This is a genomic window from Streptomyces sp. NBC_01571, assembly GCF_026339875.1.
Lineage (GTDB): Bacteria > Actinomycetota > Actinomycetes > Streptomycetales > Streptomycetaceae > Streptomyces.
This window is the reverse complement of record NZ_JAPEPZ010000001.1, coordinates 7,810,830-7,837,385: the sequence shown is the minus strand read 5'-3', so window position 1 is coordinate 7,837,385 and position 26,556 is coordinate 7,810,830. Positions and strand designations below refer to the sequence as shown.

Sequence of the window (26,556 nt, the reverse complement as noted above, 5' to 3'; positions counted from 1 at the left end):
TCACGCGGCCCGTGCGGATCAGGGGAATCACGGACGGGCACGCCGAGGCAATGGGTCCGCAACGGGCCCGGAAGCCGGGGGGTTCATGCAAAGATCCAGAGGGCTCAGCGCCGCCCTTGTTCTGTCCACCGCGGCGGGCCTGGGCCTGGTGGCCCTGCCGCAACCGGCGGCCGCGCTGACGGCGCCCGTCGCCTTCACCGCCGACGACCTGCCGACCTGGCAGACCAACGGCATCGTGTGGGCGCTCGCGGAAGCGGGCGGCACGGTCTTCGCGGGCGGCACCTTCTCCCAGGTGCGCCCGCCCGAGGGGGGAAGCGGCACCGCGCAGAACGCGGTGAACTTCGTCGCGTTGAACGCGGCGACCGGCAATCCCACGTCCTGCAACCTGTCCTTCACCATCGGAAGCGGCACCGCGACCGTGCGGGCGCTCGCCGTCTCGCCGGACAAGAACACGCTCTACGCGGGCGGTTACTTCGGCGCGGTCAACGGCACGCAGGTCAGCAGCCTCGCCGCCATCGACATCGCCACCTGCACGCCCAAGGCGAACTTCCACCCCAGCGTCTCCGCCACGGTGCGGGCGCTCGCTGTCACGAACGACACCGTGTACCTGGGCGGCGACTTCACCTCCGTCGGGGGCAGCGCGCACGCGCGGTACGCGGCGGTCGACGCCACCAGCGGCGCGGTCGAGCCGTTCCAGGCCGACGTCGACGAGCCCGGCCGGGCCGTCGCGGTCACCCCGGACGGCAGCAACGTGATCCTCGGCGGTGACTTCTTCACCGTCAACGGCGCGAACTCGCACGCCCTGGCCGTCGTGGACGCCACCACGGGCGGCAACGTCCGCACCTACCCGGGGTTCATCGAGAACAACTCGGTGGTCAAGGCGCTCGACACCGACGCCACCGGCTTCTACACCGGCAACGAGGGCACCGGCGGCGGCGTCTTCGACGGCCGTATCGCACTCGACCTGTCGACCCTGGACCAGCGCTGGCGCGACACCTGCCTGGGCGCCACCCAGGCCGTCAAGTCGTACCAGAACGTGGTGTACAGCGCCTCGCACGCGCACGACTGCTCCAGCGTCGGGGAGTACCCCGACGGACGCCGTCACCACCTGCTCGCGGAGCCGACCACCGGCACCAACAAGCTGGGCTGGTTCCCGGACACCAACGACGGTCTGGGCGAGGGCATCGGCCCGCGCGCCATGGCGGTATCCGAGACCTCCGACAACAAGTACATGTGGGTCGGCGGCGAGTTCACCACCGTCAACGGATCGGCGGCCCAGGGCCTGACGCACTTCGCGTCGTCCCCGGACGTCGGCGCGCCGACCGTGCCGTCGGTCGGCGCCGAGTCCGTCAAGCCGACCGAGGCCCACGTCCGCTGGCGCGCCAGCCTCGACACGGACGACACCAGGCTGACGTACAAGGTCTACCGCAACGGCGGTTCGACGCCGGTGTACACCGTCGACGGCGACTCCGTGGAGTGGTCGCGTCCGCAGCTGTCGTTCACCGACACCAACGTCACGGCCGGTTCCACGTACAGCTACCGGGTGACCGCGACCGACGGTGCGGGCAACACCTCCGCGCTGTCCTCCACGGCCACGGTGACGGTGCCCACCTCCGCCCAGAAGTACGCGGCGAAGGTGCTCGACGACGGTGCCGGTCTCTACTGGCGCTATGACGAGTCCGCCACCCCGTTCGTCGGCGACAGCTCGCCGGGCGACCAGAGCGGCATCCACCTCAACGGGCCCTCGCTGCGCCAGACTCCGGCCGCCGTGACCGGTCCGTCGACCGCCATCGGGTTCAACGGCAGCAACCAGATCGTCTACAGCGACAAGCGCACCACGGTGCCGAGTCAGTACTCGATCGAGACCTGGTTCAAGACGACCACCACCAGTGGCGGAAAGCTCGTCGGGTTCGGCAGCAACACGACGCAGGCCAGCGGCAACTACGACAAGCACGTCTACATGCGCAACGACGGCCGCCTGGTCTTCGGCGTGTGGACGGGCAGCGCCCGCACCATCACCTCGTCCGCCGGCTACAACGACGGCACCTGGCACCACGTCGTCGCCACCCAGGGCTCCTCCGGGATGGCGCTGTACGTGGACGGCACCCAGATCGGCACGCTCGCCGAGCCCAACAGCCAGAGCTACAGCGGCTACTGGCACGTCGGTGGCGACAACCTCAACGGCTGGCCGAACCAGCCCTCCAGCAACTACCTCGCCGGACAGATCGACGAGACCGCGATCTATCCGTCGGTGCTGAGCGCGGCCCAGGTGCAGAGCCACTACACCCTGGCCTCGGCTCCGGCCGACAGCGTGCAGACCGTCCGCGCGGTGGACGACACGTACGTCAACGCGGGCGCAGCGAGCACCAACTACGGCACCTCCACCTCGCTGGCGGTACGCGGCAGCGCGGCGTACGAGACGTACCTGCGCTTCAGCCTGCCGTCGGCGCCGGCCGGGACCGTGCTCAAGAGCGCGCGGCTCGCGGTGAAGACCACCACGCTGAGCAGCGCGGGCAGCACGGACGACATCGCCGTACGGCCGGTCACCGGAAGCTGGACGGAGGCGGGAACCACGTACGCCACCAAGCCCGCCCTGTCCTCGACCGTGGTCGGCACCCTCAGCGGTGCCACCGACCTGTCGACGGTCTACTCGGCGGCGCTCGACACCGGCGCGCTCTCCCCGGCCCTCGGGGGCAGCTACGACCTGGCGCTCACCAGCACCGGGACGGACGCGCTGTGGCTGTGGTCCGGTGAGGCGTCGACCGCGGAGAACACCCCGCAGTTGGTGCTGACCTTCGGGGCGCCGTAACCCTCACGGCGTCCCCTGTGCGGGGCGCCGGGTCCTGGCCCGGCGCCCCGCACACCCCCGGGCCCGCACCCTGTGCGGGCCCGCATCCATACCCAGGCCCGCTGGGCCGCAGGAGCCACCATGCACACTCGTACCCTTCGCTCTCTTCGGCGCGGTGCCGCAGCCGGCGCCCTCACCGCGCTCCTCGCGCTCTCCGGCTGCAGCTCGGACAGCGGCCCGGAGGCGAAGCCGAAGTCCCCGCAGCACGTCTCGGACGACCAGGCCGCCGCCGTACCCGACGACCAGGCCAGCCCCGCTCCCGAGGGCTCGGCGACCCCCTCCAAGGGCCCGGTCCTGCCCGACGCGAAGCTCACCCCGGCGACCGGTTCCTTCACCGCCAAGCAGAAGAAGTACCTGCACGGGCGCGTGCCGCAGAACATGGACCCGGCCGCCGTCCTCCAGGTCGGCCAGGAGACCTGCCAGCGCGTCGAACGCACCGCCGCCCACGACAAGGACGCGGCGATCGGCGCGCTCATCGCCGGGGACCTCCCGTCCGCCGACGACGCGATCGGCCAGCTGTGCCCGAAGCAGAAACCCCTGCTGGACACCGCCGCGACCGGTTTCCCCGACGGCACGCGCAAGAAGCCGGAGCCGGGCACGTACCGGTCGCTGACCACCGCCAAGGGCTGCACGTGGAAGGCGCTGGGCGCGGACGACAAGGTGCTGGCGTCCGGCCCCGGCCCGGGCGACCACAAGAACGTGACCGCCAGGATCCCGGCCGGGACCCGTACCTTCGTCTCGTCCGGCTGCTACGCCTGGCTTCCGGTGTAGGCCCGCTCGTACACGTCGAGCAGTGTGCCCACGACCGCGTCCATCGCGAACGTCTCGGCGGTGAGCTTGCGGGCCGCCGCCGACGCGGACCGGCGTACGGACGGCTCCAGCAGGTCGAGCACCGCCGGGGCGATCCCGTCCGGGCCGGACACCACGCGCCCGGCCGCGGCCCGGTCCACGTCGCGGGCCAGGCCGTTGGAGTCGGTGACCACGACCGGGGTGCCGACCGCCATCGCTTCCAGGACCGACATCGGGAACGGCTCGTCCACCGAGGGCAGCACGTAGACGTGCGCCTTGCGCAGTTCCTCGGTCATGCGCGTCGCGTCGAGCGGGCCCGGGCAGCTCACCTTCGCCGCGAGTCCCAGTCCGTCGATCCGGCGCCGCACGGCGGCGAGTTCGCCCTCGTCCGGGCCTGCCACGACGAAGGTCGCCTCCGGATACCGGGCCAGGATCGCGGGCGCCGCGTCCACCAGGTCCACGGGGCGCTTGCGGGCCTGGAGCCGGGCCGCGTACAGGATGCGCGGCGGTCCCTCGGGGGCGGGGCCCTCGGGCTGCGCGGGTACGCCGTTGACCAGGCGGACGGCACGGTCGAGGCCCGCTCCGCCCACCACGGCGTCCAGGTCGCGGAGTTCGTGCGCGGTGAGGTGCAGTACAGCGGCGGCGCCGCGCAGCACCCGGCGCACCGCGACCGCGTCCAGGAGCCGGGCCGACAGCCGCTCGCTCGGGTCGACCATGCCGTGCGTCTGGAGGACCAGGGGCCGCCCGGCGCGCAGCGCGGCGAGTGCCACCGGCAGCGTCACCAGGTCGCGCGCGAGATGCACATGGACGACGTCGGCCTGCCGTACGAGGCGGTGGGCGCCGGCGAGCAGGGACGGGGAGGTCAGGCCGCTGAAGCCCAACGGCAGGACTCTGCGCGCCTGATGGAGGCGGGCGGGCACCCCCTCGACCTCCTCGGGAAGCGGGCGCCGAAAGCCGTCGGCCAGAGCGGTGAGGCGGACGTCGTGTCCCCGTTCCCGCAGGCTTCCGCAGAGGTTGAGGGCGACCCGGACGGGACCGCCGAAGGCGTGCGTGGTGCTGTGCAGGGTGACCGCGTGCAGCACTCTCACGCCGGCTCCTCGACGGGTCGGCGCCGGTTGTCGGCGGTGTGCAGCGTCAGTTCGGGCAGGTCCTTGTGGAGGACCGCGCCCGCGCCGACCACGGCGCAGCGGCCGACCTTCACGCCGGCCAGGACGGTGGCGCGGGTGGCGATCCACGCGCCGTCGTCGACGGTGATCGGCGCGTTGCGGTAACGGAAGTCCGCGGCGCGGTGGTCATGGCTGCCGGTGCACAGAAGGGCGTCCTGCGACACGCACACGTGGGCGCCGAGGGTGACCGGTTCCAGGTTGAGGATCCAGGCCCCCTCGCCGATCCAGGTGTGGTCTCCGACCGTCAGTTTCCACGGCCACAGGACCCGCACCCGGTGCCGGACGAGCACCCCCGTACCGATCTCGGCACCGAAGGCCCGCAGCAGGGCGGTCCTGACGCGGGCCGGGGTGAACCACGCCATGAAGACCGTGTTCATCACCGCGAACCAGAGCGCCTGAACGACCACTCCGCGTCCCTTGTCGTATCCGGCCAGTGTGAAGGCCGGGAGATCACGCATCGATCCATCCCCCCAACAGCGTCCTCACGGACGCTACTTCGCCACACTCTAGTAGCTGAGCGTTCACCGCAGGCCAAGCCTCAGTAGACTGCGCCGGGGATCTCTTTCGGGGGCGGGGGCGCCATGACGCAGCAGACGGACCGGAGCGCGACGGCGGAACCCGTGGCGCCGCCGCAGAGTTGGCAGGAGCGGACCGCGCTACCGGCCTTCTCGCCGCGCACGCTGCTCTCGCGCGCGCTGTCGGTCCCGCTCGTCCTGGGATTCTCGGTGTTCCTGCCCCTGCTGGTCCTGGTCCAGCCGGGCACCGGCCTGCACGACTCGGCGCTGTGGTTGCAGTTGGCGCTGGCGATGTACTCGGGCATCCGGCTGTCGGCGATGATCCTGACCAGCCGCCGCAAGCTGCTCGCCGGTTCGTTCTGGCTGTTCGTCTACATGGCGATGGGGGTGGCGCCGCTCGCCCAGGCCGTGCTCGGACGCACACCGACGCCGGTGGTGGGGGCGCGCACCGATCTGACCGAAGCCGTCGCGCTCGTCCTCATCGGCTGTGTCGCCTTCGACATCGGATCACTGCTCGCACGCCAGCGGCCCGAACGGAAGCGGGACGAGGGGCTGCGCCCGGCGCTGGTGCACCGACGCCGCCTGTACCTGCTGACCGTGGTCGCCTTCGTCGGCTCGGCGCTCCTTGTCGTCAAACTGGGCGGCCCGGCGGTGTTCTTCACGAGCCGCCAGGAGATCATCAGCAGCGTCCAGGAGGCGGGTCTCTCCCAGGCGGACTCGCAGGCGGGTCAGGCCATCGTGCGCGGCTTCGGCACCGTGCCCGCCCTCATCGCCTGGCTGGTGTACACCCGGTGGCTGGTGACCTCGCGGCGGGCCCGCCGCTCCGTGGTGGTCATCACGGTGTGGCTGGCGCTGGCCGCGCTGAACACGGTGGTCAACAACCCGATCTCCAATCCGCGTTTCTGGTTTCTCACGGTCTTCTTCTCGCTGTTGTTCACCGTCTTCCCGGTGAGCGCGGCGATGTACAGGATCGCGCTGAGCCTGGGTGTGGTGGTGGCACTGATCGTCTTCCCGTTCGCGGACCGGTTCCGCTACGACGACGCCAATTACCGCCCTGTGCAGACGACTTCTCCCCTGGAGCCGCTGGCACTCAAGGACTACGACCAGGTCGGCATGTTCGCGAACACCATCACCTACGTCCGGTCGGGGCGCGGTCACACCTACGGCCGGCAGCTGGCGGGTTCGGTGCTGTTCGCAGTGCCCCGGTCGGTGTGGCCGGGCAAGCCGATGGACACCGGCGTGGTCGTCGGCCAGTGGATGGGAGCGACCAACACCAACCTCTCGTCTCCGGTGTGGGCCGAGCTGTGGATCGACTTCGGCCCGATCGGCATGACGGCCGGGTTCGCGGCCCTCGGGTACGCGGCGGCGCGGGTCGACCGCCGCTATGCGCGCCGTGCGGTGCGCCGGGCCCCACCGGGCAGCCTGATCGCCCTGGTCGTGCCCCTGGTCTCCGGGTACTCCTTCATCCTGCTGCGGGGGCCGTTGCTGCAGGCGTCGGGGCGCGTGGCGATCGCGGCCTGCTGCATCGCGCTGATCACCACGTTCCGGCAGGACCGGGCGGCCGGACTGCGCTGAACGGGGCTGCCGGGCCCGCCGGCTGTCAGCCGGCGGGGACCGCCGGGACGGGCGCGGCCGTGGGCCGCTCCTCCACGCGCAGGCGGGCGACGCGTGTCCAGGCCGCCACCGCCTTCAGTGCGGAGCCCGCGGCCAGGCCCCAGGCAGCGCCCAGTGCCGATCCGGTCAGCAGGTATCCGACGAGCATGAGGACGACCGAGAGCAGCGAGAACACCACCTGCACCGACAGGGTGGCACGAGGGCTGAGCACCCGCAGGGTCACCAGGGCACAGGTGCCCAGGCCCATCACCGCGTACTGGGCACCCGAGGCGGGCAGCAGGGCGGCCGCCGACGGCCAGGTGGCGCCGAGGAGCTGGCGTCCCACGTGGTCGGGCAGCGCGTAGAGCACCAGCCCCCAGGCGAGTCCGACGACGCAGAGCACGAGGCCGAGCGCGGCGGCGGCGCGGGCCGTTGCCCGGCGGCCTCCGAGACGCCCCAGCAGCGGCGGACCGAACGCGTTGACCGAGTTGAACAGGACGTTGAGCGGGCCGAAGAGCGTGGTGGCCCCGCGCAGTGCTCCGACCGCCAGCGGGGCGGCGAACAGTCCGAGGCCCAGCACGGCGATCTGGCTGGAGGCGTTGCCCACGGCGAACTCCACCACGAAGCGCTGTCCGAGGTGGCCCCGGCGTACATAGGGGAGCAGGTCGGCTCGCGCGCCGCGCACGTGGGGCCACAGCAGGCGCAGGCCCAGCAGCAGCGCCGGTACGGCCGACAGTCCCCAGACGGCCACGAGCAGACCCGGGGCGGCATGCCGGGGCTGGAACAGCAGCGCGGGCACCACGCACACGAGGCGCAGGCTGTCGGCGGCCAGCGCCAGGCCCGGGCGTTGCAGGGTGGAGAACGCGTACCTCAGCTCGTCCTGCACCAGCACCAGCGGCAGGACGAGTCCCAGGGCGAGAAAGGCTCCGCCCGGACCGGCCCAGCCGCCGGTGACGGCGGCGGCGACCGAGCCGGCGACGGCGAGCAGTACGCCGCCGACGGTGGCGGCCAGCGCGGTGAACGCCGTCGCGGACCGGCAGGCGGCCCCGACGGCAGCGGTGTCGCCCCGGGTGAGGACGACGGCCTGGCCCACGTACGCCATGTTGAGACCGAGCAGCACCGTGAAGGTCAGGTAGACCATCGAGAAGGTGGCGAACCCGTGCGCGGTGGAGACGCGGGCGGCGATGACCAGCACGGCGATGTTGGTGAGGCTGGACGCCGCCTGGTCGAGCACGGAGGCGACAGCGGCCGTCGAACGCCGCGGTGTGCGCGGCGGTTCGGACGTCGGCGGCTGTTGTCCCGGCGTGGTCACCGGTCACCCGAGCGGAGGGTACGCAGCGCGACCGTGTCGCTGCCGTCTCCGTCGAGGTGCCGCTCCGGCTCCGGCCGGGGGGTGGGCGGAGCCGTCCTGGCCGCCGGGCTCCGGTCCGGACGGCGGCCGTTGCCGCGGCGGGCGGGGGCCCCCGCGTCGCCCCGCTTCGACTCGGTGTGTGTCACCGCGCCCAGTACGGTGCCGCCCGCGCCGACGATCAGCTCGCGGATGCGGACGAGGTCGGCGCGGTGCACGGTGCGCGGGTCGCAGACGATGAGCGCTCCGTCGACACGGTCGACCAGGGCGAGGGCGTCGGCGTAGGCGAGGACGGGCGGGGCGACGACCACGACCGTGGCATCGGGATCGTCGGCCTCGGCGATCAACCGGCTGGTCCGCGCGGAGGTCAGTGCGCGCGGGACGTTGCGCACGCGCTCGCCGGCGACGAGGCCGAAGGACCCCGACTCGCCCGCGTCGACGACGAGTTGGCCGCGAGCGGGCCACTCTCCCTCGGCGTGCTCGCTGGTGCGGCTCCAATGGGGCCGGAAGGCGGCGGACACGTCGAGCCGTTCGGAGAGGGACGGGGTGCGCAGATCGGCCTCCACCAGCAGCACGTTCTTGCCGGTCTCCGCGAAGGACGCGGCGAGGTTGACCGCGACGGCGACACTCGACTCCATGGAGCCACGCGGGGCGACGACGAGCAGGCGGCGCCGGTCGGCGAACCTCTCGTCGTAGGCCAGCCGGAAGGCGATCGAGCGGTACTCCTCGGCCGCCCGGGAGTCGGTGTGGCCGACCACCAGGGTCCCCGCCGAACCGCGCGGCAGCGCGCCGAGGACGGGGCCGCGCACCGCACGGGCCACGTCGCCCGCCGAGCGCGGCGCGGGATCGAAGACCAGGCGCACCCAGGCACCGAGCAGGCCGAGGCCGACGCCGGCGAGGCCTCCCAGACCGAGCGAGAGCGGCAGGCCCGGCCCGTCGGACGAGGGGGGGACAGCGGCGTTGCGGATCACGTTGCCGGGCGTCATGTCGAGCGCCTTCAGGCTGGTGATCTTGCCCCGCAGGTCGGTGATGCGGTTGAGCAGGTTGGCCTGCACCGCGTAGGCGGAGTCCGCGGCGGAGCCGTCGGGCAGTGCCTTGATCTGCTTGGCGAGTTCGTCGTTCTGCTTGGCGACGGGATTGAGCTGCTCCTGCAGGCTCTTGAGCATCGACCCGCGGACGGCCTCCCACTGCTCCTTGCGCAGGTCGATGTAGGACTGCGTGAGGGCGTTGGCGCGGCGCGCCGCCTCCTTCGGGTCGGAGGCGGTGTAGGTGAAGTGCAGCACGAGGGTCTGTGGCGGGTTGGTGACCTGGAGTCCGTGCTGGAGCCGGTCGACCTCGGCCGCGCCGATCCCGAGCCGCTTCGCGGCGCCTTCGGCGACCTTGCGGCTGAGCGCCGTCTGCCGCTCGGACCCCATGTTGATCGCCTTGTCGCTGGACAGGGTCGGTGCGAAGGGATCGCTGGTGGGGGCGCGCAACACGATGTCGGTGGTGGCGGCGTAGCTGTCGGCCCCGGTGATGCCGAGCCAGGCGCCGGCCAGCAGTCCGACACCGACGCCACCGCTGATCAGCCAGCGATAACGCAGGAGTTGACGGAACTGCTCGCGCAACTGCTCCGGCTCGTCCTCCCCCCGTACGGGAACGTGTGTGTCGCTCACCTGCCGAGTCCCCCCAAAGCTTCGTCGATCAGCGCGTCGATCCGCGCGAGACCCGCCTCCCGTGACAGATGAGCAGCCACATGACGCGGTCCCGCCGCGCCCAACTCGTCCGCCATCGCCGGATCTTCGGCGAGTCTACGCACTGCTGTCAGGAACTGATCGGGATTCTCCGGTTCCACGAGCATTCCGGCACCCGAGCGCAGCACTTCGCGGGCCGTGCCGCCTTCGGCCGCGACAGAAGCGACCACCGGGCGGCCGGCCGCGAAGTACGAGGTGAGCTTGGAGGGGACGCTCATGTCGAGCACGGAGGCCCGCTGGGTGACGGCCAGCACGTCGGCCGCGGCCAGCACGTCCGGGAAGTCCGCGTCGGCCACGGAAGGCAGGAACTCCAGATTGGGCAGCTCCCCGGCGCCGCGCGCGAGGTGCTCGCGCTGGTTGCCGTCGCCCATCAGCACGATCCGGGTGGCGGGGTCCCGGCGGGCCGCCTCCACCAGTACGTCCAGCCCCTGCTTGAGGCCCATGTTGCCGGAGTGCAGCACCACGGTCTGCTCCGGCCGCCAGCCGAGGCGCTCACGGGTGCGGGCGCGTGGTGCCGAAGGGGCCTGTATGTGCGACCAGTTGGGCACCAGGCGGATACGTCCGGGATCGACTCCCATGGCCCGCACCCGCTCGACGAACGTCTCGTGTATGACGCCGACGAGGGTGGCACGCCGCAGTACCCACGACTCCGCACGCTCGGCCAGCTCGGCGGCGCGGCCGCCGCCCTGGATGCCGGACTGTGCGGCGGCGGCACCCATGAGGTCCTGCACGACCGGCACGTAGGGCGCGTGGTACCGGGCGGCGATCCGCGCGCCGAGCACTCCCCCGGCAAGGCTGGGCAGTTGGGCGAGCACGGCGTCGAGGCGGCCGGTGCGGGGTGGAGCGAAGAACCCGTGCGCGAGGATCGAGCTCTCGAACAGGGCTCTGCGCAGGGCGCTCTGCCGCGGTGGGACGCTGTGCCGGCGACGGTGCACGGTGACTCCGGCACGCTGTTCGGTGGCCCGCCACACCCGGCGGTAGGCGGGGTCGAGGCGCCAGGAGGGGTAGTGCGGCAGACCCGCGAGAACGTGGGTGTCGTGCCCGCGGCTCGCCCAGTGCTCGGCGATGCCGGTCGCGTACGGTCCGATACCGGTGTGCTCGGGCGCGTAGTTGGTGGACACCAGGAGCAGCCGGCGTCTGGAGGAGGCGAGTTCGCTCTCCTTGCCGGTCAGCGCGAGGCCGTCCGGCTCGCTGGTGCGCTGCTCCGGTATCGAGGCCGCTGCGTGAGCGGTCCCGCGCCCGTCCCGACGGCTGCGCCCGTCGTGGGTCTCTGTCACGCGACGAAACCTTTCCCCCGGCCGACTGCGCGGCCTCCCCTGTGTGTCCGCGCCCAACGGGCCCCGGGTTTCACACACTCATCAGAAGTGAACCAGGACGCACCCTAATTGTTCACCCTTCCTGCACCTAGCATGAACGCTATCGTCAAAGTCCGTGCATCCCGCGCAAAGGGGTGCGCATTGGGGGACAGTATCGATCGAGGGGGGCATCTGTGCCATCGAGCAAGCCGTACCGCGTGGGCTACGCGCCGGGCGCCTACGATCTTTTCCACATCGGGCACTTGAACATCCTGCGGCACGCACGTGCCCAGTGCGACTACCTGGTGGCCGGCGTGGTCTCGGACGAGATGGCCGAGAACGCCAAGGGGAGGCTGCCGATGATCCCGCTGGTGGAGCGGCTGGAGATCGTCCGGAGCATCAAGTACGTGGACGCCGCGTTCGTGGAGACCGTGCCGAACAAGCTGGAGACGTGGAAGCAGGTCCGCTTCGACGTCCTGTTCAAGGGCGACGACTGGAGGGACACGCCGAAGGGGGAGCGGCTGGAGCGGGACTTCGCCGCCGTGGGGGTGGACGTCGTCTACTTCCCGTACACCGTGCACACGTCGAGCACCCAGCTGCGACGCGCCATCGACGCCCTGGACGGGACGCGGTTCAACGACGAACTGCGGACAGCTCCCGGAACCACTTGGTGAGGAAGGCGACGAGGAAGAGCGCGGCGGCGACGGCGAGGACGGTGTAGGCCCACCGGAAGTCGCTGCCGCCGCCGAGCAGCAGGAAGACCAGGCAGAACACCCCGTGGTCGACCGGGAGCAGAGCCACCGCGCGTGCCGCGGAGGGCGGGCCCCCGTCGCCCGGGGCCGCCTTGGGCTTGAGCTGCTCGGTCAGCAGCCCGCCGAAGAACGTCACGACGGCGACGAGTTGGAAGCCGAGCGGCACCAGCAGCCAGCCGTCGGCCTCGGTCCCGAAGTGACCGGGGTGCCGGTAGAAGGTGAGCAGCACGGCGGTGTGCAGAGCGGTGATCTTGGCGCAGTCGACCACGTGGTCGAGCCATTCGCCCGCCGCGCTGCCGCCGCCGCGCAACCGGGCGAGCTGCCCGTCCGCGGAGTCGAAGGCGAAGCCCACGGCGAGCCCGAGCCACACCACGAGACCGGCGGTCCAGGTGGGCACGGCGAGCGCCGCCACCGCGACCGCCGCGAAGCTGAACGCCGCACTGATCAACGTGACGTGATTGGGCGTCAGTCCCAACCGGTACGCCCCGGCGGCGAGATACCGGCCCGCGGGCCGGTTCACGAACCGCGAATACAGGGATACCCCCTTCGCGCTCTTCTGCGCGGACTTCAGCCGTATCAGCGCCGACGCCGTACTGCTCATCGATCCCCCCGGACCTCATGACCTCACCGGTCGTTCCCGTGATCCACATCATCACAGGTGATGGCGCGCGATGACGAACGATCGGAGAACTCACCGCAAGCCGGGGGTGTCGCCACGAGGATGGGGCCGTGCCGCGGCGGACGCGCCCGCGTCCCCGTCCGTGCGCCCGGCGGCGACGCGACCGTCACCCCGGCCGCGGAGCCGGTGACACGTCCTGGCCCGGCCGCACCCTTCCCGGGGCGGCGAGCCCGGTTCAGCGACGGAGACGGGCGAGCCATTCCAGCGCGGCGACGGCATGGCGCAGGACGGAGAGATGACCGTCCGCCGGGTGGAGACCCAGTTCCGAGCGGGGGCACCGGCTCGCGAGCCACCGGCTGTGGGACGAGGGGACGACCCTGTCCTCGCCGCCGTGGAGGAGGAGCACCGGGCCCGTGATCGACCGTGGATCGCATCCCCACGCGCCGACGTAGGCCAGGTCGTCGTCGATCAGGCCGCCCGGGCCCGCTTCGACGGCGGGACCGACGACATCGTGGAACCAGGACCACTCACCGGCGAGGGCGGCGTGGTCGGCCGCGGTGAACATGTCCGGGTCGTACGACGCTCGCGCCTCGTGGCGCGCCTTCGCCTCGCGACCCGCGACGGCCGCGGTCAGCGACGCCCGACCGGACTCGTTCATGCCCGCGAACCAGTCGAGCCCCTCGGCGCCGAAGGGGGCCGGCCCCGCCACGCTCACCGTGCCGAGCACCCGTTCCGGCAGCAGGGCCGCGCACGCCAGCGCGTGCGTTCCGCCGCCCGAGTGGCCCATGAGCGCGAAACGGTCGATGTCCAGCGCGTCCGCGATCCGGGTGACGTCGGCGGCCGCCGACGCCGCGTTCCGGCCCGGCAGCGGGGTCGAACCGCCGTAGCCGGGGCGGTCGTACGACACCCACCGGAGGCCCAGTCGCTCGGCGGCGGCGAAGAGGGGCTCGGGCGGCGCTCCGATGTTGGGCGTGCCGTGGTGCCAGAAAACGACGAGGCGATCGGATCCGGCGGCGCCGGTGTCGTAGACGTGCAGTCTGCGCCCGCCGGCCAGTTCCAGCTCGCTCTCCGTCACCTCGGTGCCCATGGCCTCGGACATCTCCCTTTCCCTTCGCGCGGGCGTCGGTGGGTTCAACATGTGGCGGCAACCTACCGGGTCACCGTGGAGGCGGCACGCGCGAACGTCGCTTCGGACACCTCAGCCCTGTCGGCCCTGACGGCCCTGCCAGCCCTGTCGGTCGTGTCCGTCGTGTCAGTCGTGCGCGGGACGGTCGCTGATCCTGGGGTCGGCCAGGTTGAGGGCCTCGTCCACCACCCGGCGCAGGTGGCCGTCGCGCAGGGCGTAGACGACCCGGCGGCCCTCCTTGCGGGTGGTCACGAGTCCCGCCAGACGGAGCCGGGCCAGGTGCTGGCTCACGGCGGGACGGGCGGCCCCGCAGGTCTCCGTGAGCGTGGTGACGTCGGCCTCGCCCTCGGCCAGTGCGTGCAGCAGCACCAGGCGGGTGCGGTCACCGAGGAGGGCGAGCAGTTCGGCGGCGAGGGCGAACTGCTCCTCGCCGGGTGTGCGCGGGTGCGCATCGGTGGCAGGTGACAGATGCATGCGTGCGCTCATATGCACATAATGGAGCGGTGGGCACCCACGTGTCCACCGCTGCCGCGCCGCCTTCCCGCCCGCGTACCGGACGGCCCGGAAAGGGGACCCACGTGAGCCACCACCACGCGCACGGTCACGCACACCCGCACAGCCACGAGGACGGGCTCGAGCACGAGCACGGGCAGGAACACAGCCACGGGCAAGAGCACGGGCACGGGCACGCTCCCGGCGTTCCAGGGCCGAAGGCCCGCCGACGGCAGCGGCTCGATCACCGGCTGCGGCATCTGCTGACGCCGCACTCGCACGAGGCGGCCGACAAGGTGGACGCCGCACTGGAGTCCTCCGCCCGGGGCATGCGGGCCCTGTGGGTCTCGCTGGCCGTGCTCGGCGCGACGGCGCTCGTCCAGGCGGTGATCGTCATGGTCTCCGGGTCGGTCGCGCTGCTGGGCGACACCGTGCACAACGCAGCGGACGCGCTCACCGCCGTTCCCCTCGGTATCGCCTTCGTCCTGGGCCGCCGCGCCGCCAACCGTCGCTTCACCTACGGCTACGGACGCGCCGAGGACCTGGCCGGCATCGCCATCCTGCTGACGATCACGGCGTCCGCGGTCTTCGCCGCCTGGGCCGCCGTGGAGCGGCTCCTCGACCCCCGCGACATCCAGCACGTCCCGGTGGTGGCCGCCGCGGCCGTCGCCGGGTTCGTCGGCAACGAGTGGGTGGCCCGCTACCGCATCCGCGTCGGCCGGGAGATCGGCTCCGCAGCCCTGGTCGCCGACGGTCTCCACGCCCGTACGGACGGGTTCACCTCGCTCGCCGTCCTGTTCGGGGCCGGTGGCGCGGCGCTCGGCTGGCGGGCGGCGGACCCGATCGTCGGACTGCTGATCACGGCGGCCATCCTGCTCGTGCTGCGGGACGCCGCCCGCGAGGTCTTCCGGCGGGTCATGGACGCCGTCGACCCGGCCCTCGTCGACTCCGCGGAGACGGCGCTGCTGACGGTCGACGGTGTACGCGCGGTGAGCGAACTGCGGTTGCGCTGGATCGGCCACCGGCTGCGCGCCGAGGTCGCCGTCGTCGTCGACGGGGAGCTGTCCGTACGCGCGGCACACGCGGTCGCGGTCGCGTGCGAGCACGCCCTGCTGCACACGGTGCCCAAGCTCGACGCCGCCCTGGTGCACGCCGATCCGGCAACCTCCCCCGGCGAGGCCGATCCGCACCTGGTGTTGGCGCATCACACGTCGAGGCATCACACGTCGGCGGATCACACGTCGAGGCATCACACGTCCGGGGATCACACGTCCGCGCATCACCCGTCGGGGGGTCACGCGTCGGATGGTCCGGCGCCCGCCCACGGCGCACCGTCCCACCCGACGTGGAACCAGCGCACACGGGGCGACCGCATTCGAGGCCAACACACAGGCCGACCACACATGAGGGCCGACCACACATGAGTCGGCCAGGCGCAGGCCGATCACACCTCGGCCGGAACCGGCCGCCATGTCCGCCGTAGCCGCCCTGCCTGTCGTAGCCGTCTTGCCCGCCCTGCCCGCCGCTCAGTGTTCGTGCGGCTCGTCCCGGTGGACCGGCCCGTGCGCGTCCTCGCAGTGCCCCGGGTCGTCGAGGAGCTTGCGGTCCCCGGGGAGCGCCACCTGAAACACCTGCTCCGAGGCGTGGTCGACCTGGAGCGTGGTGTGCGTGATGCCGTAGTCCTGGCGCAGCAGTTCCTCGAGGTCCCGGCGGACGGCGTGGCAGTCGCCGGCGGGCTCGACCAGAACGTGCGCGGACAGGGCCGCCTGGCCGGAGGTGATCTGCCAGACGTGCAGGTCGTGCACCTCGACGACGGCCGCCAGCGCGACGAGCCGGTCGCCGAGCTCGTCCGGGTCGACGTCCGTGGGCGCGGCCTCCAGGAAGATGCGGCCGGAATCACGCAGAAGCCCGTACCCCGCCTTCGCCATCAGGGCCACCACCATCAGCGTGGCGATCGGGTCGGCACGGCTGAAGCCGGTCAGGACGATCACCAGCGCGGCGACCGCGGTGCCGACGAAGGCGAACAGGTCGTTGAGGATGTGCTGGTAGGCGCCCTCGACGTTGAGCGAGGAGCGGTTGGCCCGGGAGATGCACCAGGTGGCGGCCACGTTCACGGCGATGCCGACGAGGGCCGTGATGAGCATCAGCCCGCCCTCGACCGCGGGCGGGTCGATGAGCCGGCGCACGGACTCGTACGCCAGCCAGGCCCCGAGCAGCAGCAGCGTCAGGCCGTTCGCCTGGGCCGAGAGGATCTCCGCCCGCTTGAGGCCGTACGTGAAGCCGCCACGGGCTGGACGCGCGGCGAGCCGCATGGCGATCAGGGAGAGCACGATGGACGCGGCGTCGGTGAGCATGTGCGCGGCGTCGGAGATGAGGGCCAGTGAACCGGCGAGGACACCGACGACGACCTCGACCGCCATGAACGCGGTGATGAGGCCGAGCGCGATCGCCAGCCAGCGGCCGTCGGCGCCCGCCGACACACCGTGCGAGTGGCCGCCATGACTCCCCGGGCCGTGCTCGTGCCGCTGCGCGTGCTCGGATCCGTGGTCATGACCGTGATCGCTCATGCTGTCCGTGTTCCCCCTGTGCGTAGAGTGCCTCGATCGAAGTGAAACGCACGGCCGGGCATTCGGCAAAGGCTGCACCGGTCACCGTTGTCATCTTCGGCAGCACTCCTTTGACCTGCGGCGACACATCCGCCGGCCGGCACTCGGCCCCGGCCGGGCCCGCTGGCCGCGCGGGCCGGGGACAGAGGCAGGGGCAGGGGCTGGGACAGGGGCGAAAAACAGGCTGGGCCAGGCGCTGGGACAGGGGCTCGGTCAGGGCCGGGCACGCGGGTGGGGCACCGGTGGGGGCACGGGCCCGGGAGGGCTGCCTGTAACGCGGGGTAACAAGGTCCGTGACGTAGAGTAAATGTCTGGGGTGGCATATCAGGAGGGGGTCCCGTTGGCTCTGGAGCCGGTGCGGTTCATGGTGCTCGGCCCGGTCCGCGCCTGGCGGGGGGAGACCGAGCTGGACCTCGGGCGTCCCAAGGAAAGGGCGCTGCTGGCCCTGCTGCTGGCGCGCGCCGATCAGCCGGTCGGCCTGAACGAGATCGTGGACGCCCTGTGGGACCACCGACCGCCGCACAGCGCGGTCAACGTGGTGCGCCGCCTCGTCGGTGCGCTGCGCCGCCTGCTGGAGCCCGGTCTGCCCGCGCGCACGGCGGGCCACTGGCTCGTCCGGGACGCGGGCGGGTACCGGCTGCTGACCGACAGCGGCTCCCTGGACCTGCTGCGCTTCCGCGAGCTGTGCGACGAGGCCCGGCGGGCCGTCGCCGAGGAGGACCCCGCACGCGGCGCGCGACTGTTCGGCGAGGCCCTGTCCCTCCGGCGGGGACCGGTCGCCGCCGGGATCCCCGCCGAGGTGCGCGCCCACGCCGCGTTCACCGCGCTGGGCCGTGAGTACGTGGCGGCGGTGCGCGAGGCGGCCGACGCGGCCCTGCGCGCCGACGTCCCGGCCACGGTGCTGCCCCAGCTCCAGAAGGCCGCCGCCGAACACCCGCTGGACGAACCTCTGTTGGCCAGGCTGATCCTCGCGCTGGCCGCCGACAGCCGTCGCTCCGAGGCGCTCGGCACCTACCGGTCGGCCTGCGCCCGGCTCGGCGACGAACTGGGCATCGACGCCGGCCCCGAACTGCACGAGGCGCACCGCACGGCGCTGCTGCGCACCTCCGCCGCGTCCGCGGAGGCCGACGCGTCGCCCCGGACACCCGGCGAACACGCCGCGGCCACCTCCGGTCCGCGGACACCGACTGTCGTCGCGCCCGCGCAACTCCCGGACTACCTGGCGACGTTCACCGGACGGCAAACCGAACTCGCGGACGGGCTGGCCTTGTTGACGCGTGACGCGGGACCTGACGGAACGGTGGTGATCAGCGCCATCGGCGGCATGGCCGGGATCGGGAAGACCACCCTGGCGGTGCACTGGGCCCATCAGGTCGCCCACCGGTACCCCGACGGGCAACTCCATGTGAACCTGCGGGGGTTCGACCCGTCGGGAGCGGTGATGAGCCCCGGCGAGGCCGTGCGCGGATTCCTGGACGCGCTGGGGGTGCCGCCCGAACGCGTTCCGCACGGGGTGGACGCCCAGGCCGCTCTCTACCGCAGTCTGCTGTCCGGACGCCGGTTCCTGGTCCTGCTGGACAACGCGCGCGACACCGACCAGATACGGCCGCTGCTGCCCGGCGGTCCGGGGTGTCTCACCATCGTCACCAGCCGCAACCAACTCTCCGGCCTCGTGGCGGCGCACGGAGCCCACTCGCTGACCCTGCGCCCGTTCGACGCCGGCCAGTCGCGGGCGTTCCTCGTCAGCAGGCTGGGGGCCGCGCGGACCGAGGCGGAACCCCGGGCCGTGTCCGAGATCGTCGAGCGGTGCGGCGGGCTGCCGCTCGCCCTGGCCTGCGTCGCCGCACGGGCGGCCACCCAACCGCACGTCCCGCTCTCGTCCGTCGCCGCCGAACTGCGCGAGGCCCACGGCAGTCTCGACGCCTTCGGCCGCTCCGGCGCCCCCGCGGACATCGACGCCGTGTTCTCCTGGTCACTCGGAGCCGTCTCCCCCGAGGCCGCGCGGCTCTTCCGGCTGCTCGCGCTGCACCCCGGCCCGGACAGCTCCGTACCGGCGGCCGCCGCCCTCGCCGGACGTCCGGTGCGCGAGACCCGCCGGCTGCTGGCCCAGCTGACCGGCGTCCATCTGATCGACGAACACGCCCCCGGCCGCTACGCCTTCCACGATCTGCTGCGCGCCCACGCCGCCCAGCTCGTCCACGCCCAGCACTCCGAGGCGGAACGCCGAGCCGCCGTCCGCCGGCTGTTCGACCACTGTCTGCACACCGCCCGCGCCGCCGCTCGCCGCATCGCACCGCACACCGACTCGATGCCGCTCGATCCCCCCGTACCCGGCAGCGTCCCCGAGTCACCGGCCGACGACGGACGGGCGCTGGCCTGGCTCACGGCCGAGTACGCGGGGCTGCTCGCGGTCATCGGGGCGGCGGCGGGCTCGGACCACGACCGGCTCGCCTGCCTGCTCACCTGGTCCATGGAACCCTTCTTCGACCGGCGCGGGACCTGGCATGACTGGGCCGGCGCCGCGCGCACCGCCCTCGACGCCGCGCGACGGTCGGCCGATCCGGCGATGGAGGCCCACGGGCTGCGCGCGCTGGCCCGGGTGGAGGGCCGGCTGGGCCACCACGACCGGTCGCGCCGCCGCCTCGAACGCGCGCTGGAACTCTTCACCGGCCTGGGCGACGACACCGGCCGGGCCGGCACCCACCGCAGTCTGGGCTGGGTGTGCGAGCAGAACGGTGACCTGCCCGGTGCCCTGCGCCACAACCAACTGGCCCTGGATCTCGTCCGCGTCGCCGGTGCGGTGGCCGCGCAGGCCAGTGTCCTCAACTCGGTCGGCTGGTACCACGCCCTGCTCGGCGACCACCGCCAGGCGCTGAGCCACTGCTTCGAGGCCCTGCCCATGCTGCAGGACCTGGGCGACCGCTACGGCCAGGCCGCCACCTGGGACAGCGTCGCCTACGCCTACCAGCACCTCGGCCGCCATCCGCACGCCCTGCTCGGCTTCCGCAACGCCCTCTCCCTCTACCGGCAGCTGGAAGTGCCGTATCCGCAGGCCGAGACCCTCACCCGGCTCGGCGACACCCATCTCGCGATGGGCGACCACGGGGCCGCCCGGACCTGCTGGCGCGAGGCCCTCACCATCCTCGCCGCGCTCGGCCACCCCGACGCCGGCCAGGTACGGGACCGGCTGCGCGAACGGGACGAGCAGCCCGGCCTCGCGCCGTGCTGAAGACCTGCCCCCGCGGATTCACGGTCTGCGGAAGGGGATCTCCCGGGCGAACGAACTCCCCGTCGACCGGACGCCTTTCACGCGCTCGCGTCGCCGGTGACGCGCCGCGGTCGCCGATGCGCGAACTCGCCGGGGAGCTCGGCCGATCCGTGATCGGGACGATCCGCCGATCCGGCCGATCCGGCCGATCCGTTGTTACGACGACGAAGACCCCGTGCGAGCACGTGGCCTGTCACACGATGTCCGCCCGACGAGGTACGGGGAGCACCTCGCCGACGCCGGGGAGACGGGGGATACAGGGGAGACGTGCACGGTGACGGGACGGACGGCGACGTGATGCGCTTCGAACTGCTGGGCCCGCTGCGGGTCCGGGGGGCCGGGACGGAACTCGATCTCGGGTTCCCCCAGCAGCGTGCCCTCCTGGGCCTGCTCATGGCGCGAGCGGGACGGCCGGTGCAGGTGGCCGAGATCGTCGACGTACTGTGGGCGGGCCATGCGCCGGCCAGTGCCACCAATGTGGTGCGCCGCTATGTGGGGTCACTGCGCCGGCTTCTGGAACCAGGGTTGCCGCCCCGGGCACCCGGCCGCCGTCTGCTCCGGCGCACCGGCGCCTACCTCCTGGACGCGGAGACGGACGAGATCGATCTGCTGCGCTTCCGCGAACTCACCCGGCAGGGTGAGCGGGCCGCCGCCACCGGCAGACCCGAGGAGGCGGTACGGCACTTCGCGGGAGCCCTGGGCGAATGGCGCGGCCCGGTCGCCATGGGGATCCCGGCATCGGTGCGGGAGCACGCCGTGTTCGGCGCCGTCGAACGCGAACTGGTGCGGACGACGCGGATGGCGGCCGACGCGGCCCTGCTGAGCGGCGGGGCGCAACGGATCCTGCCCAGCCTCCGCCGGGCCGTCGGACTCGATCCCCTGAACGAGGCCCTGCACGCCCGGCTCGTCATGGTGCTGGCCGCCTGCGGACTGCAGGCCGAGGCCCTCGTGGCGTACGACGACGTCCGGCGCCGGCTGGCCGCGGAGCTGTCGGTGGCGCCGGGCGCGGAGCTGAACGCCGCCCACACCCGGGTGCTCCGGCAGGACCTGCGGGCCCCCGTGCCCCCGCCCGGCCGGGAGCGGCTCGCGGTCCCCGCCGGTCCGGTGCGGCCGCTCGCCCGACCCGCCCAGTTGCCGCCCGACCTGACGGTCTTCGCGGGCCGCGGGGACGAACTCGCCGCCCTCACCGCTCTCGCCGAGCCCGCGCTCTCCTCCGGAGCGCCCACGACGGTCCTGGTCAGCGGCATGCCGGGGATCGGGAAGACCGCGCTGGCGGTCCGCTGGGCCCATCGGGCGGCGCATCGTTTCCCGGACGGGCAGCTCCACGCCGAACTGCGCGGCTGTGATCCCGGCCGGCCGCCGCAGGACCCCGCGCAGGTGCTGCGCGGACTGACCGTGGCGCTCGGCGCGTCTCCGCGGCGGCTGCCGGGCGACCTGGATCAACTCGTCGTCCTGTACCGCGGGCTGCTGGCGGGCCGCCGGGTCCTCGTGCTGCTCGACGACGCGGACGACGCCGAGCGGGTGCGTCCGCTGCTGCCCGCCTCGCCGGGCTGTCTGGCGCTGGTCACCAGCCGCAACGCGCTGCCCGGCCTGGTCGCCTCCGGTGCCCGTCCGCTCCCCCTGGACCTGCCGTCGGCCGCGGACGCCCGTGCCTCGCTGGCCCTGCGTGTCGGGCCGGAGCGGCTGGCCGCCGAGCCCGCGGCGGCCGAGGAGATCGTCACCTGCTGCGGCCGGCTGCCACTGGCGCTGGCCATCGTCGCCGCGCGGGCCGTCAGCCGCCGGGACTTCCCGCTGGCCGCCCTCGCCGCCGAACTCCGGGCCGCGCGCGGCAGTCTCGACGCCTTCACGGGGGTCGGCGGGGTCGCCGACGTCCGGGCCGCGTTCGCCTCCTCCTACAGCCTGCTGCCGCCCGAGGGTGCCCGGCTGTTCCGGCTCCTGGCCCTGCACCCCGGCCCCGGCATCTGCGCGACGACGATGGCCGAACTCGCGGGTCTGCCGGCCCGCGCGGCCCTGCGGGGCCTCGGCGGACTCGCCGACGCCCATCTCATCCGCGAGCACGCCCCGGGCCGCTACGGCGTGCACGAACTGGTGCGCGCGTTCGCCGCCGAACTCGCCAGGACGGAGCCCCTGTCACTGCCGTGTCACTCTTTTTGAACTCCCGCCGACCTACGCTCCAGACGGAGTGGACGACAGGACCGCGGCCCGCACGGCGCGACCGTGACCGGGGAGGATCGGCGTCCGGCAGTGCGTCGCCGCTCCTCGCAACGGTTGAGCAGGGCACGGAGGCGACAGCGGATGACGTCCGGTATCGACACCATCAGGGCCGACCACGGTGAGACGGGCACGTGTCGGATGCCCATGGGCCTCGACATCGTCATCGCGGACACGGTGCCCGCGGAACTGCCCCACGAGGGCCGCCCCTCGCCGGCCCGGCGACACCACCGGCTGGTCGCCCGGGACGACGGCGAGTACCTCTTCGTCGGTCTGCGGGGCGGTCGCGTCACCAGCGGCCCGCGGGAGCCCGCGGAACTTCACCTCGAACCGGGGGACGTCTGTTTCTACGACGCGCGCCGGCCGCCGGCGCTCGACATCCCCGGACGCTTCCGGACGAAGGTGTTCCTGGTCCCGTGCGAGTCCCTCGGGCTCGACGCGTTCGACGTGCGCCGGATCGCGTGCACCGCGGTCGCCCGCGACTCCCGGCTCGGCGGCCTGCTGTCCCCGTTTCTGTCCGACCTCGCGGACACCGCCTCCTCGTCCCGGTCCCCGGTCGGCGAACTGCTGGCCTGGAACGCCGTGAACGTGCTGTCGACCCTGGCCGCCGAGCAGTTGGGCAGGAACGCGAACGGCGCACCCGACGGCCGGTCCCCGCTGATGGCCGGGATCCTGAGGTTCATCGACCTGCATCTGGCCGACGGTGACCTGTCCCCCGACGCGATCGCCGGAGCCCACCACATCTCGGCCCGCTATCTGCACCGGCTCTTCCAGGACGAGGGCACCACCGTCGGCCGGTGGGTCCAGCGGCGCAGGCTGGAGGAATGCCGGCGCGACCTGATGCTGCGGGGCCGGGGCGAGCGGACCATCGGCGCGGTGGCCAACCGCTGGGGGTTCACGAGCGCCACGCACTTCAGCCGCGTCTTCCGGGCCGCGTACGGGATGTCGCCGAGCGAATGGCGGGAGAGCTCCGGCCGGGGTGCGCGACCGGGCCGTGGATGAGGCCCGAGGCGGGGCGGGGGTTCTCTCCGGCCGGTCCCGGATCCCGTTCCGTGCGCTGTGGGAACAACAGCCGTGCGCTGCCGGACCATGCACGCCCGCGTCACGTCCCTAGCGTGAGGACGACGCCGGGGGCATCGCCCCGTGACGCGGTGTCGTTTCGCCGGAGGGTCCGGCGTGCCGGAGAACAACACTTCAGGAGATTTGCATGTCCGACACCGTAGAGCCCGTAAGGCCGGTGCTGGAAACGGCGGCAGCCGCCTTCGCGGAAGCCACCGCCAATCCGCCGTACCTGTTCGACCTCGCCCCGGCGGAGGGTCGCAAGGCCGTCGACGAGGTGCAGTCCGGCGAGATGGCGGCGCCCGAGGTCGACGAGGAGTGGATCACCGTGTCGGGCGGTCCGACGGGCAGCGTCCGTGCCCGGATCGTCAAGCCCGCCGACACCACGGGCACCCTGCCGGTCATCCTCTACATCCATGGCGCGGGCTGGGTGTTCGGCAACGCCCACACCCATGACCGCCTGGTCCGTGAGCTGGCCGTGGGCGCCGGGGCGGCCGTCGTCTTCCCCGAGTACGACCTCTCGCCCGAGGCCCGCTATCCCGTGGCCATCGAGCAGAACTACACGGTGGCCCGATGGGTCGTCGAACAGGGCGCGACGAAGGGTCTGGACGCGTCGCGTATCGCGGTGGCCGGTGACTCGGTGGGCGGGAACATGACCGCGGCGCTCACCCTGATGGCCAAGGAGCGCGGCGACGTCCCGCTCGTCCAGCAGGTGCTGTTCTACCCGGTCACCGACGCGAACTTCGACACCGGCTCCTACCACCAGTTCGCCACCGGCTACTTCCTGCGCCGTGACGGCATGCAGTGGTTCTGGGACCAGTACACGACCGACGAGAGCGAGCGCGCCCAGATCACCGCGTCCCCGCTGCGCGCCACCACCGAACAACTGACCGGCCTGCCCCCGGCCCTCGTCATCACCGGCGAGGCCGACGTCCTGCGCGACGAGGGCGAGGCGTACGCCAACAAGCTCCGCGAAGCCGGCGTCCCCGTCACCGCCGTCCGCTACCAGGGCATCATCCACGACTTCGTGATGCTCAACGCCCTGCGCGGAACACACGCCGCCGAAGCCGCCATCGCCCTGGCCACCGGCACCCTGCGTGCCGCCCTGCACGCCGGCTGACGAGAGGAACCGACTCATGTCCCCCACCTCCACTCCCACCGCTCTCCTCGTCCACGGCGCGTTCGCCGACGCCGCCGGCTGGTCCGGGGTCGTCGCGGAGCTGCAGAGCCACGGCGTCCCCGTGGTGGCTCCGCCCAACCCGCTGCGCGGTCTCGCCACCGACGCCGCGTACGTCGCCTCGGTGGCGGCGCAGATAGACGGTCCCGTCCTGCTCGTCGGCCACTCCTACGGCGGGGCGGTCATCACCGTCGCCGGCACCGCCGAGAACGTGGTGGGCCTGGTCTACGTCGCCGCGTACGTGCTGGAGGAGGGCGAGAGCCTCGGCGAGTTGCAGGGGCGCTTCCCCGACTCGCCGCTGGGCAGCAGCCTGCGGCAGACGACGTACCCCGTCGAGGGCGCCGAGCCCGCCGTCGAGGTCTCCATCGTCCCCGAGGCGTTCCCGTCCGTCTTCGCCGCGGACGTCCCCGAGGACGTGACCAAGGTGCTGGCGGTGGCGCAGCGTCCGCTCGCCGCGGCCTCGTTCACCGAACCGGCCGGCGCCGCCGCGTGGCGGACCAAGCCCTCCTGGGCCCTGGTGGCCGGCGCGGACCGGGCGATCAACCCCGAGGTGGAGCGTTTCGGCGCCCAGCGCGCGGGAGCGACCGTCGTCGAGGTCGAGGGCGCCTCCCACGCCGTCGCGGTGTCGCAGCCGAAGGCCGTCGCCGACCTGATCCTGGACGCGATCCGCGCGACCGGCTGACCGGACGGCGCGACCGCGCGGACGGCGGTCGGCGCGGACAGCCGCGTGGGCGGACACCCCCGGAGGACGCCCACGCGGCCCGACCGCACGCGGGCAGCGGCCACGCCGGCCTTTCGGCGTGGCCGCCTTTCGCGTGCGGCGCGCGAGGCGGCCCCGTCGTCGACGCGCTCCACCGAGGTGCCGTACCGGCCATGACGTCGAACGGCTTCAGGCCACGGCGCAGATCGGCCCCGCCGAACACGACGAGCCCCGGCACGGCGAGCGCGAACGTGACACCCCGGACCGTGATCAGCCGGCGCCGGGTTCCCCGCGCGTCCCGCGCAGGCGCGACGGGAACGATCCGCGCCCGGCCTCGCGGGGGCGCGGCCTGTGTGTGTCCTCGTCCGCGACATGCACGACGCGCCGCACGTCCGCGTCGCCACCGATCGGCAACGTCTCGGTGGCTGAGGCGAGTTCGGTGGTGTACCGGGCACGTAGCCGGTCTCACGCAGCACCCCCGTGTGCCGCCCTGCCCCCCGCCGTACTGCCCCCGCCGTCCTGCCGTCCTGCCGCCCTGCCGCCCTGCCGCCCAGTACGTCGACACGGCAGCGAAGGGCCGCAGGGACGCCGCCGCTTCCACGGTGCCGTGCACCTGGGCGTCCTCGGAGTACGTCGACAGCGCCGTGCCGGCGTCGGCCGCTCCCACCGATGACCGGAAACCCCATCCCGCGCACGCTCGACGGCAACGAGTTCGCGCCGTTCTTCGAGCGGGCCGCGGAGCCCGCACAGGCCTGGTTCCCGGCGGACCTGAGCGGAAGTCGCCCTGGGGACCGGCGGTCAGGGCCGGCTCCTTCCGCCCCGGGCCGTCCGCATCACCCCGCTCGACGAGATCCGGGCGGGAACGCCCCTCGCCGGCAAGGGTGCGCTGGTCCGACGGGCGCCGAGCACGGCGGACGCGTGCGTCCCCGCCGGTCCGCCCGCCGGACGGCACGGGCAGCCGGTGGCGCACCCGGCGACGAACGCCCCACGCGTCCCCCTGGCCGCCGCTCCCCCGGCGGCCGTCGGATCCAGCCGGGGGCCGGTCGCCCGCACTGCCGCGCCGGGCTGCCGAAAGAACATGATCCAAATGGCCGTGGACGGTGCCTTACGAGCCAACCTACTGGCGAGTACCAATCGCGGCTATTCACACCCAAGTGGCGAATCCCACCCTTTTGACCGGCGTGAATTCCGATTATGCGAGCCGGAACTGTTGAAGGATTCAATTTACATCGAGGGAAACAATACGTTTCCGCGCGAGC

At 72.9% G+C, this 26,556-nt stretch carries 18 protein-coding genes and 1 pseudogene; 10 read left to right on the top strand and 9 right to left on the bottom strand.

The features are described from left to right. The first annotated feature begins 85 nt into the window (after positions 1–85). Both OHB41_RS35210 and OHB41_RS35205 read left to right on the top strand, forming a co-directional pair. The gene (locus tag OHB41_RS35210; RefSeq protein ID WP_266702788.1) at positions 86–2,809 is read left to right on the top strand and encodes a LamG-like jellyroll fold domain-containing protein; all 2,724 of its coding nucleotides are present in this window, start codon (positions 86–88) and stop codon (positions 2,807–2,809) included. 120 nt (positions 2,810–2,929) lie between these two features. Beyond that, complete coding sequence (locus OHB41_RS35205) at positions 2,930–3,619, top strand: hypothetical protein (protein ID WP_266702786.1); 690 nt, start codon at positions 2,930–2,932, stop codon at positions 3,617–3,619. Here the strand turns inward: OHB41_RS35205 and OHB41_RS35200 are convergent. After that, complete coding sequence (locus OHB41_RS35200) at positions 3,598–4,725, bottom strand: glycosyltransferase (RefSeq protein WP_266702784.1); 1,128 nt, start codon at positions 4,723–4,725, stop codon at positions 3,598–3,600. The genes OHB41_RS35205 and OHB41_RS35200 overlap by 22 nt on opposite strands. Further along, entirely contained in the window at positions 4,722–5,261 is a 540-nt protein-coding gene (locus OHB41_RS35195; protein WP_266702782.1) for a WcaF family extracellular polysaccharide biosynthesis acetyltransferase, read from the bottom strand. Before OHB41_RS35195 ends, OHB41_RS35200 begins: the two co-directional genes overlap by 4 nt. A 123-nt stretch (positions 5,262–5,384) precedes the next feature. Here OHB41_RS35195 and OHB41_RS35190 point away from each other — a divergent pair, with 123 nt between their 5' ends. Continuing rightward, on the top strand, positions 5,385–6,893 hold the full coding sequence (locus OHB41_RS35190; RefSeq protein WP_266702780.1) for a hypothetical protein: 1,509 nt from the start codon (positions 5,385–5,387) through the stop codon (positions 6,891–6,893). Positions 6,894–6,918: 25 nt separating this feature from the next. Here the strand turns inward: OHB41_RS35190 and OHB41_RS35185 are convergent, their stop codons facing one another. Genes OHB41_RS35185 through OHB41_RS35175 form a run of 3 tightly spaced genes read right to left on the bottom strand, consistent with a single transcriptional unit; the run spans position 6,919 to position 11,116 of the window. Next, positions 6,919–8,223 carry an MATE family efflux transporter gene (locus OHB41_RS35185; RefSeq protein ID WP_266702778.1) on the bottom strand — a complete coding sequence of 435 codons (1,305 nt, stop codon included), beginning with the start codon at positions 8,221–8,223 and terminating at the stop codon, positions 6,919–6,921. Continuing rightward, positions 8,220–9,914 carry a lipopolysaccharide biosynthesis protein gene (locus OHB41_RS35180; protein WP_266702776.1) on the bottom strand — a complete coding sequence of 565 codons (1,695 nt, stop codon included), beginning with the start codon at positions 9,912–9,914 and terminating at the stop codon, positions 8,220–8,222. The genes OHB41_RS35185 and OHB41_RS35180 overlap by 4 nt, the downstream gene beginning before the upstream one ends. Beyond that, complete coding sequence (locus OHB41_RS35175; RefSeq protein ID WP_266706370.1) at positions 9,911–11,116, bottom strand: glycosyltransferase; 1,206 nt, start codon at positions 11,114–11,116, stop codon at positions 9,911–9,913. The genes OHB41_RS35180 and OHB41_RS35175 overlap by 4 nt, the downstream gene beginning before the upstream one ends. 365 nt (positions 11,117–11,481) lie before the next feature. On the opposite strand from OHB41_RS35175, the gene OHB41_RS35170 reads away from it, so the two are divergent. Next, positions 11,482–11,961, top strand: coding sequence for an FAD synthase family protein (locus OHB41_RS35170; protein ID WP_266702774.1), 480 nt, complete (start codon positions 11,482–11,484; stop codon positions 11,959–11,961). On the opposite strand, the gene OHB41_RS35165 is transcribed toward OHB41_RS35170, so the two are convergent. The 3 genes from OHB41_RS35165 to OHB41_RS35155 form a co-directional block, all read right to left on the bottom strand. Next, a complete protein-coding gene (locus OHB41_RS35165) occupies positions 11,921–12,640 on the bottom strand; it encodes a CDP-alcohol phosphatidyltransferase family protein (RefSeq protein WP_266702772.1) in 720 nt (239 codons plus the stop codon). The two genes, OHB41_RS35170 and OHB41_RS35165, sit on opposite strands and share 41 nt — an antisense overlap. Positions 12,641–12,893: 253 nt before the next feature. Next, a complete protein-coding gene (locus OHB41_RS35160; RefSeq protein WP_266702770.1) occupies positions 12,894–13,757 on the bottom strand; it encodes an alpha/beta hydrolase in 864 nt (287 codons plus the stop codon). Between the two features lie 153 nt (positions 13,758–13,910). Continuing rightward, complete coding sequence (locus OHB41_RS35155) at positions 13,911–14,270, bottom strand: ArsR/SmtB family transcription factor (RefSeq protein WP_266702768.1); 360 nt, start codon at positions 14,268–14,270, stop codon at positions 13,911–13,913. A 92-nt stretch (positions 14,271–14,362) separates the two neighbouring features. Between OHB41_RS35155 and OHB41_RS35150 the strand changes: the two are divergent. Next, a pseudogene (locus OHB41_RS35150) lies at positions 14,363–15,490 on the top strand (cation diffusion facilitator family transporter); the annotation flags it as partial. Positions 15,491–15,802: 312 nt separating this feature from the next. Here OHB41_RS35150 and OHB41_RS35145 read toward each other — a convergent pair. Next, complete coding sequence (locus OHB41_RS35145) at positions 15,803–16,843, bottom strand: cation diffusion facilitator family transporter (RefSeq protein ID WP_266702766.1); 1,041 nt, start codon at positions 16,841–16,843, stop codon at positions 15,803–15,805. Positions 16,844–17,222: 379 nt separating this feature from the next. On the opposite strand from OHB41_RS35145, the gene OHB41_RS35140 reads away from it, so the two are divergent. The 5 genes from OHB41_RS35140 to OHB41_RS35120 all read left to right on the top strand — a co-directional run bounded on the left by OHB41_RS35140 (position 17,223) and on the right by OHB41_RS35120 (position 25,279). After that, the gene (locus tag OHB41_RS35140; RefSeq protein WP_266702764.1) at positions 17,223–20,111 is read left to right on the top strand and encodes an AfsR/SARP family transcriptional regulator; all 2,889 of its coding nucleotides are present in this window, start codon (positions 17,223–17,225) and stop codon (positions 20,109–20,111) included. Positions 20,112–20,417: 306 nt separating this feature from the next. After that, positions 20,418–22,304, top strand: coding sequence for an AfsR/SARP family transcriptional regulator (locus OHB41_RS35135; protein ID WP_266702761.1), 1,887 nt, complete (start codon positions 20,418–20,420; stop codon positions 22,302–22,304). Between the two features lie 141 nt (positions 22,305–22,445). Beyond that, entirely contained in the window at positions 22,446–23,363 is a 918-nt protein-coding gene (locus OHB41_RS35130) for an AraC family transcriptional regulator (RefSeq protein ID WP_266702759.1), read from the top strand. A gap of 205 nt (positions 23,364–23,568) precedes the next feature. Then, entirely contained in the window at positions 23,569–24,540 is a 972-nt protein-coding gene (locus OHB41_RS35125; RefSeq protein WP_266702757.1) for an alpha/beta hydrolase, read from the top strand. A 16-nt stretch (positions 24,541–24,556) separates the two neighbouring features. Next, positions 24,557–25,279, top strand: coding sequence for an alpha/beta fold hydrolase (locus tag OHB41_RS35120; protein WP_266702755.1), 723 nt, complete (start codon positions 24,557–24,559; stop codon positions 25,277–25,279). Positions 25,280–26,556: the final 1,277 nt, after the last annotated feature.

What these genes read in the sequence shown, in the direction of transcription:
- OHB41_RS35160 (WP_266702770.1), bottom strand. Translation starts at nt 13,757, where the DNA reads ATGTCCGAGGCCATGGGCACCGAGGTGACGGAGAGCGAGCTGGAACTG.
- OHB41_RS35120 (WP_266702755.1), top strand. Translation starts at nt 24,557, where the DNA reads ATGTCCCCCACCTCCACTCCCACCGCTCTCCTCGTCCACGGCGCGTTC.
- OHB41_RS35130 (WP_266702759.1), top strand. Translation starts at nt 22,446, where the DNA reads ATGACGTCCGGTATCGACACCATCAGGGCCGACCACGGTGAGACGGGC.
- OHB41_RS35190 (WP_266702780.1), top strand. Translation starts at nt 5,385, where the DNA reads ATGACGCAGCAGACGGACCGGAGCGCGACGGCGGAACCCGTGGCGCCG.
- OHB41_RS35205 (WP_266702786.1), top strand. Translation starts at nt 2,930, where the DNA reads ATGCACACTCGTACCCTTCGCTCTCTTCGGCGCGGTGCCGCAGCCGGC.
- OHB41_RS35195 (WP_266702782.1), bottom strand. Translation starts at nt 5,261, where the DNA reads ATGCGTGATCTCCCGGCCTTCACACTGGCCGGATACGACAAGGGACGC.
- OHB41_RS35125 (WP_266702757.1), top strand. Translation starts at nt 23,569, where the DNA reads ATGTCCGACACCGTAGAGCCCGTAAGGCCGGTGCTGGAAACGGCGGCA.
- OHB41_RS35210 (WP_266702788.1), top strand. Translation starts at nt 86, where the DNA reads ATGCAAAGATCCAGAGGGCTCAGCGCCGCCCTTGTTCTGTCCACCGCG.
- OHB41_RS35145 (WP_266702766.1), bottom strand. Translation starts at nt 16,843, where the DNA reads ATGAGCGATCACGGTCATGACCACGGATCCGAGCACGCGCAGCGGCAC.
- OHB41_RS35165 (WP_266702772.1), bottom strand. Translation starts at nt 12,640, where the DNA reads ATGAGCAGTACGGCGTCGGCGCTGATACGGCTGAAGTCCGCGCAGAAG.
- OHB41_RS35155 (WP_266702768.1), bottom strand. Translation starts at nt 14,270, where the DNA reads ATGAGCGCACGCATGCATCTGTCACCTGCCACCGATGCGCACCCGCGC.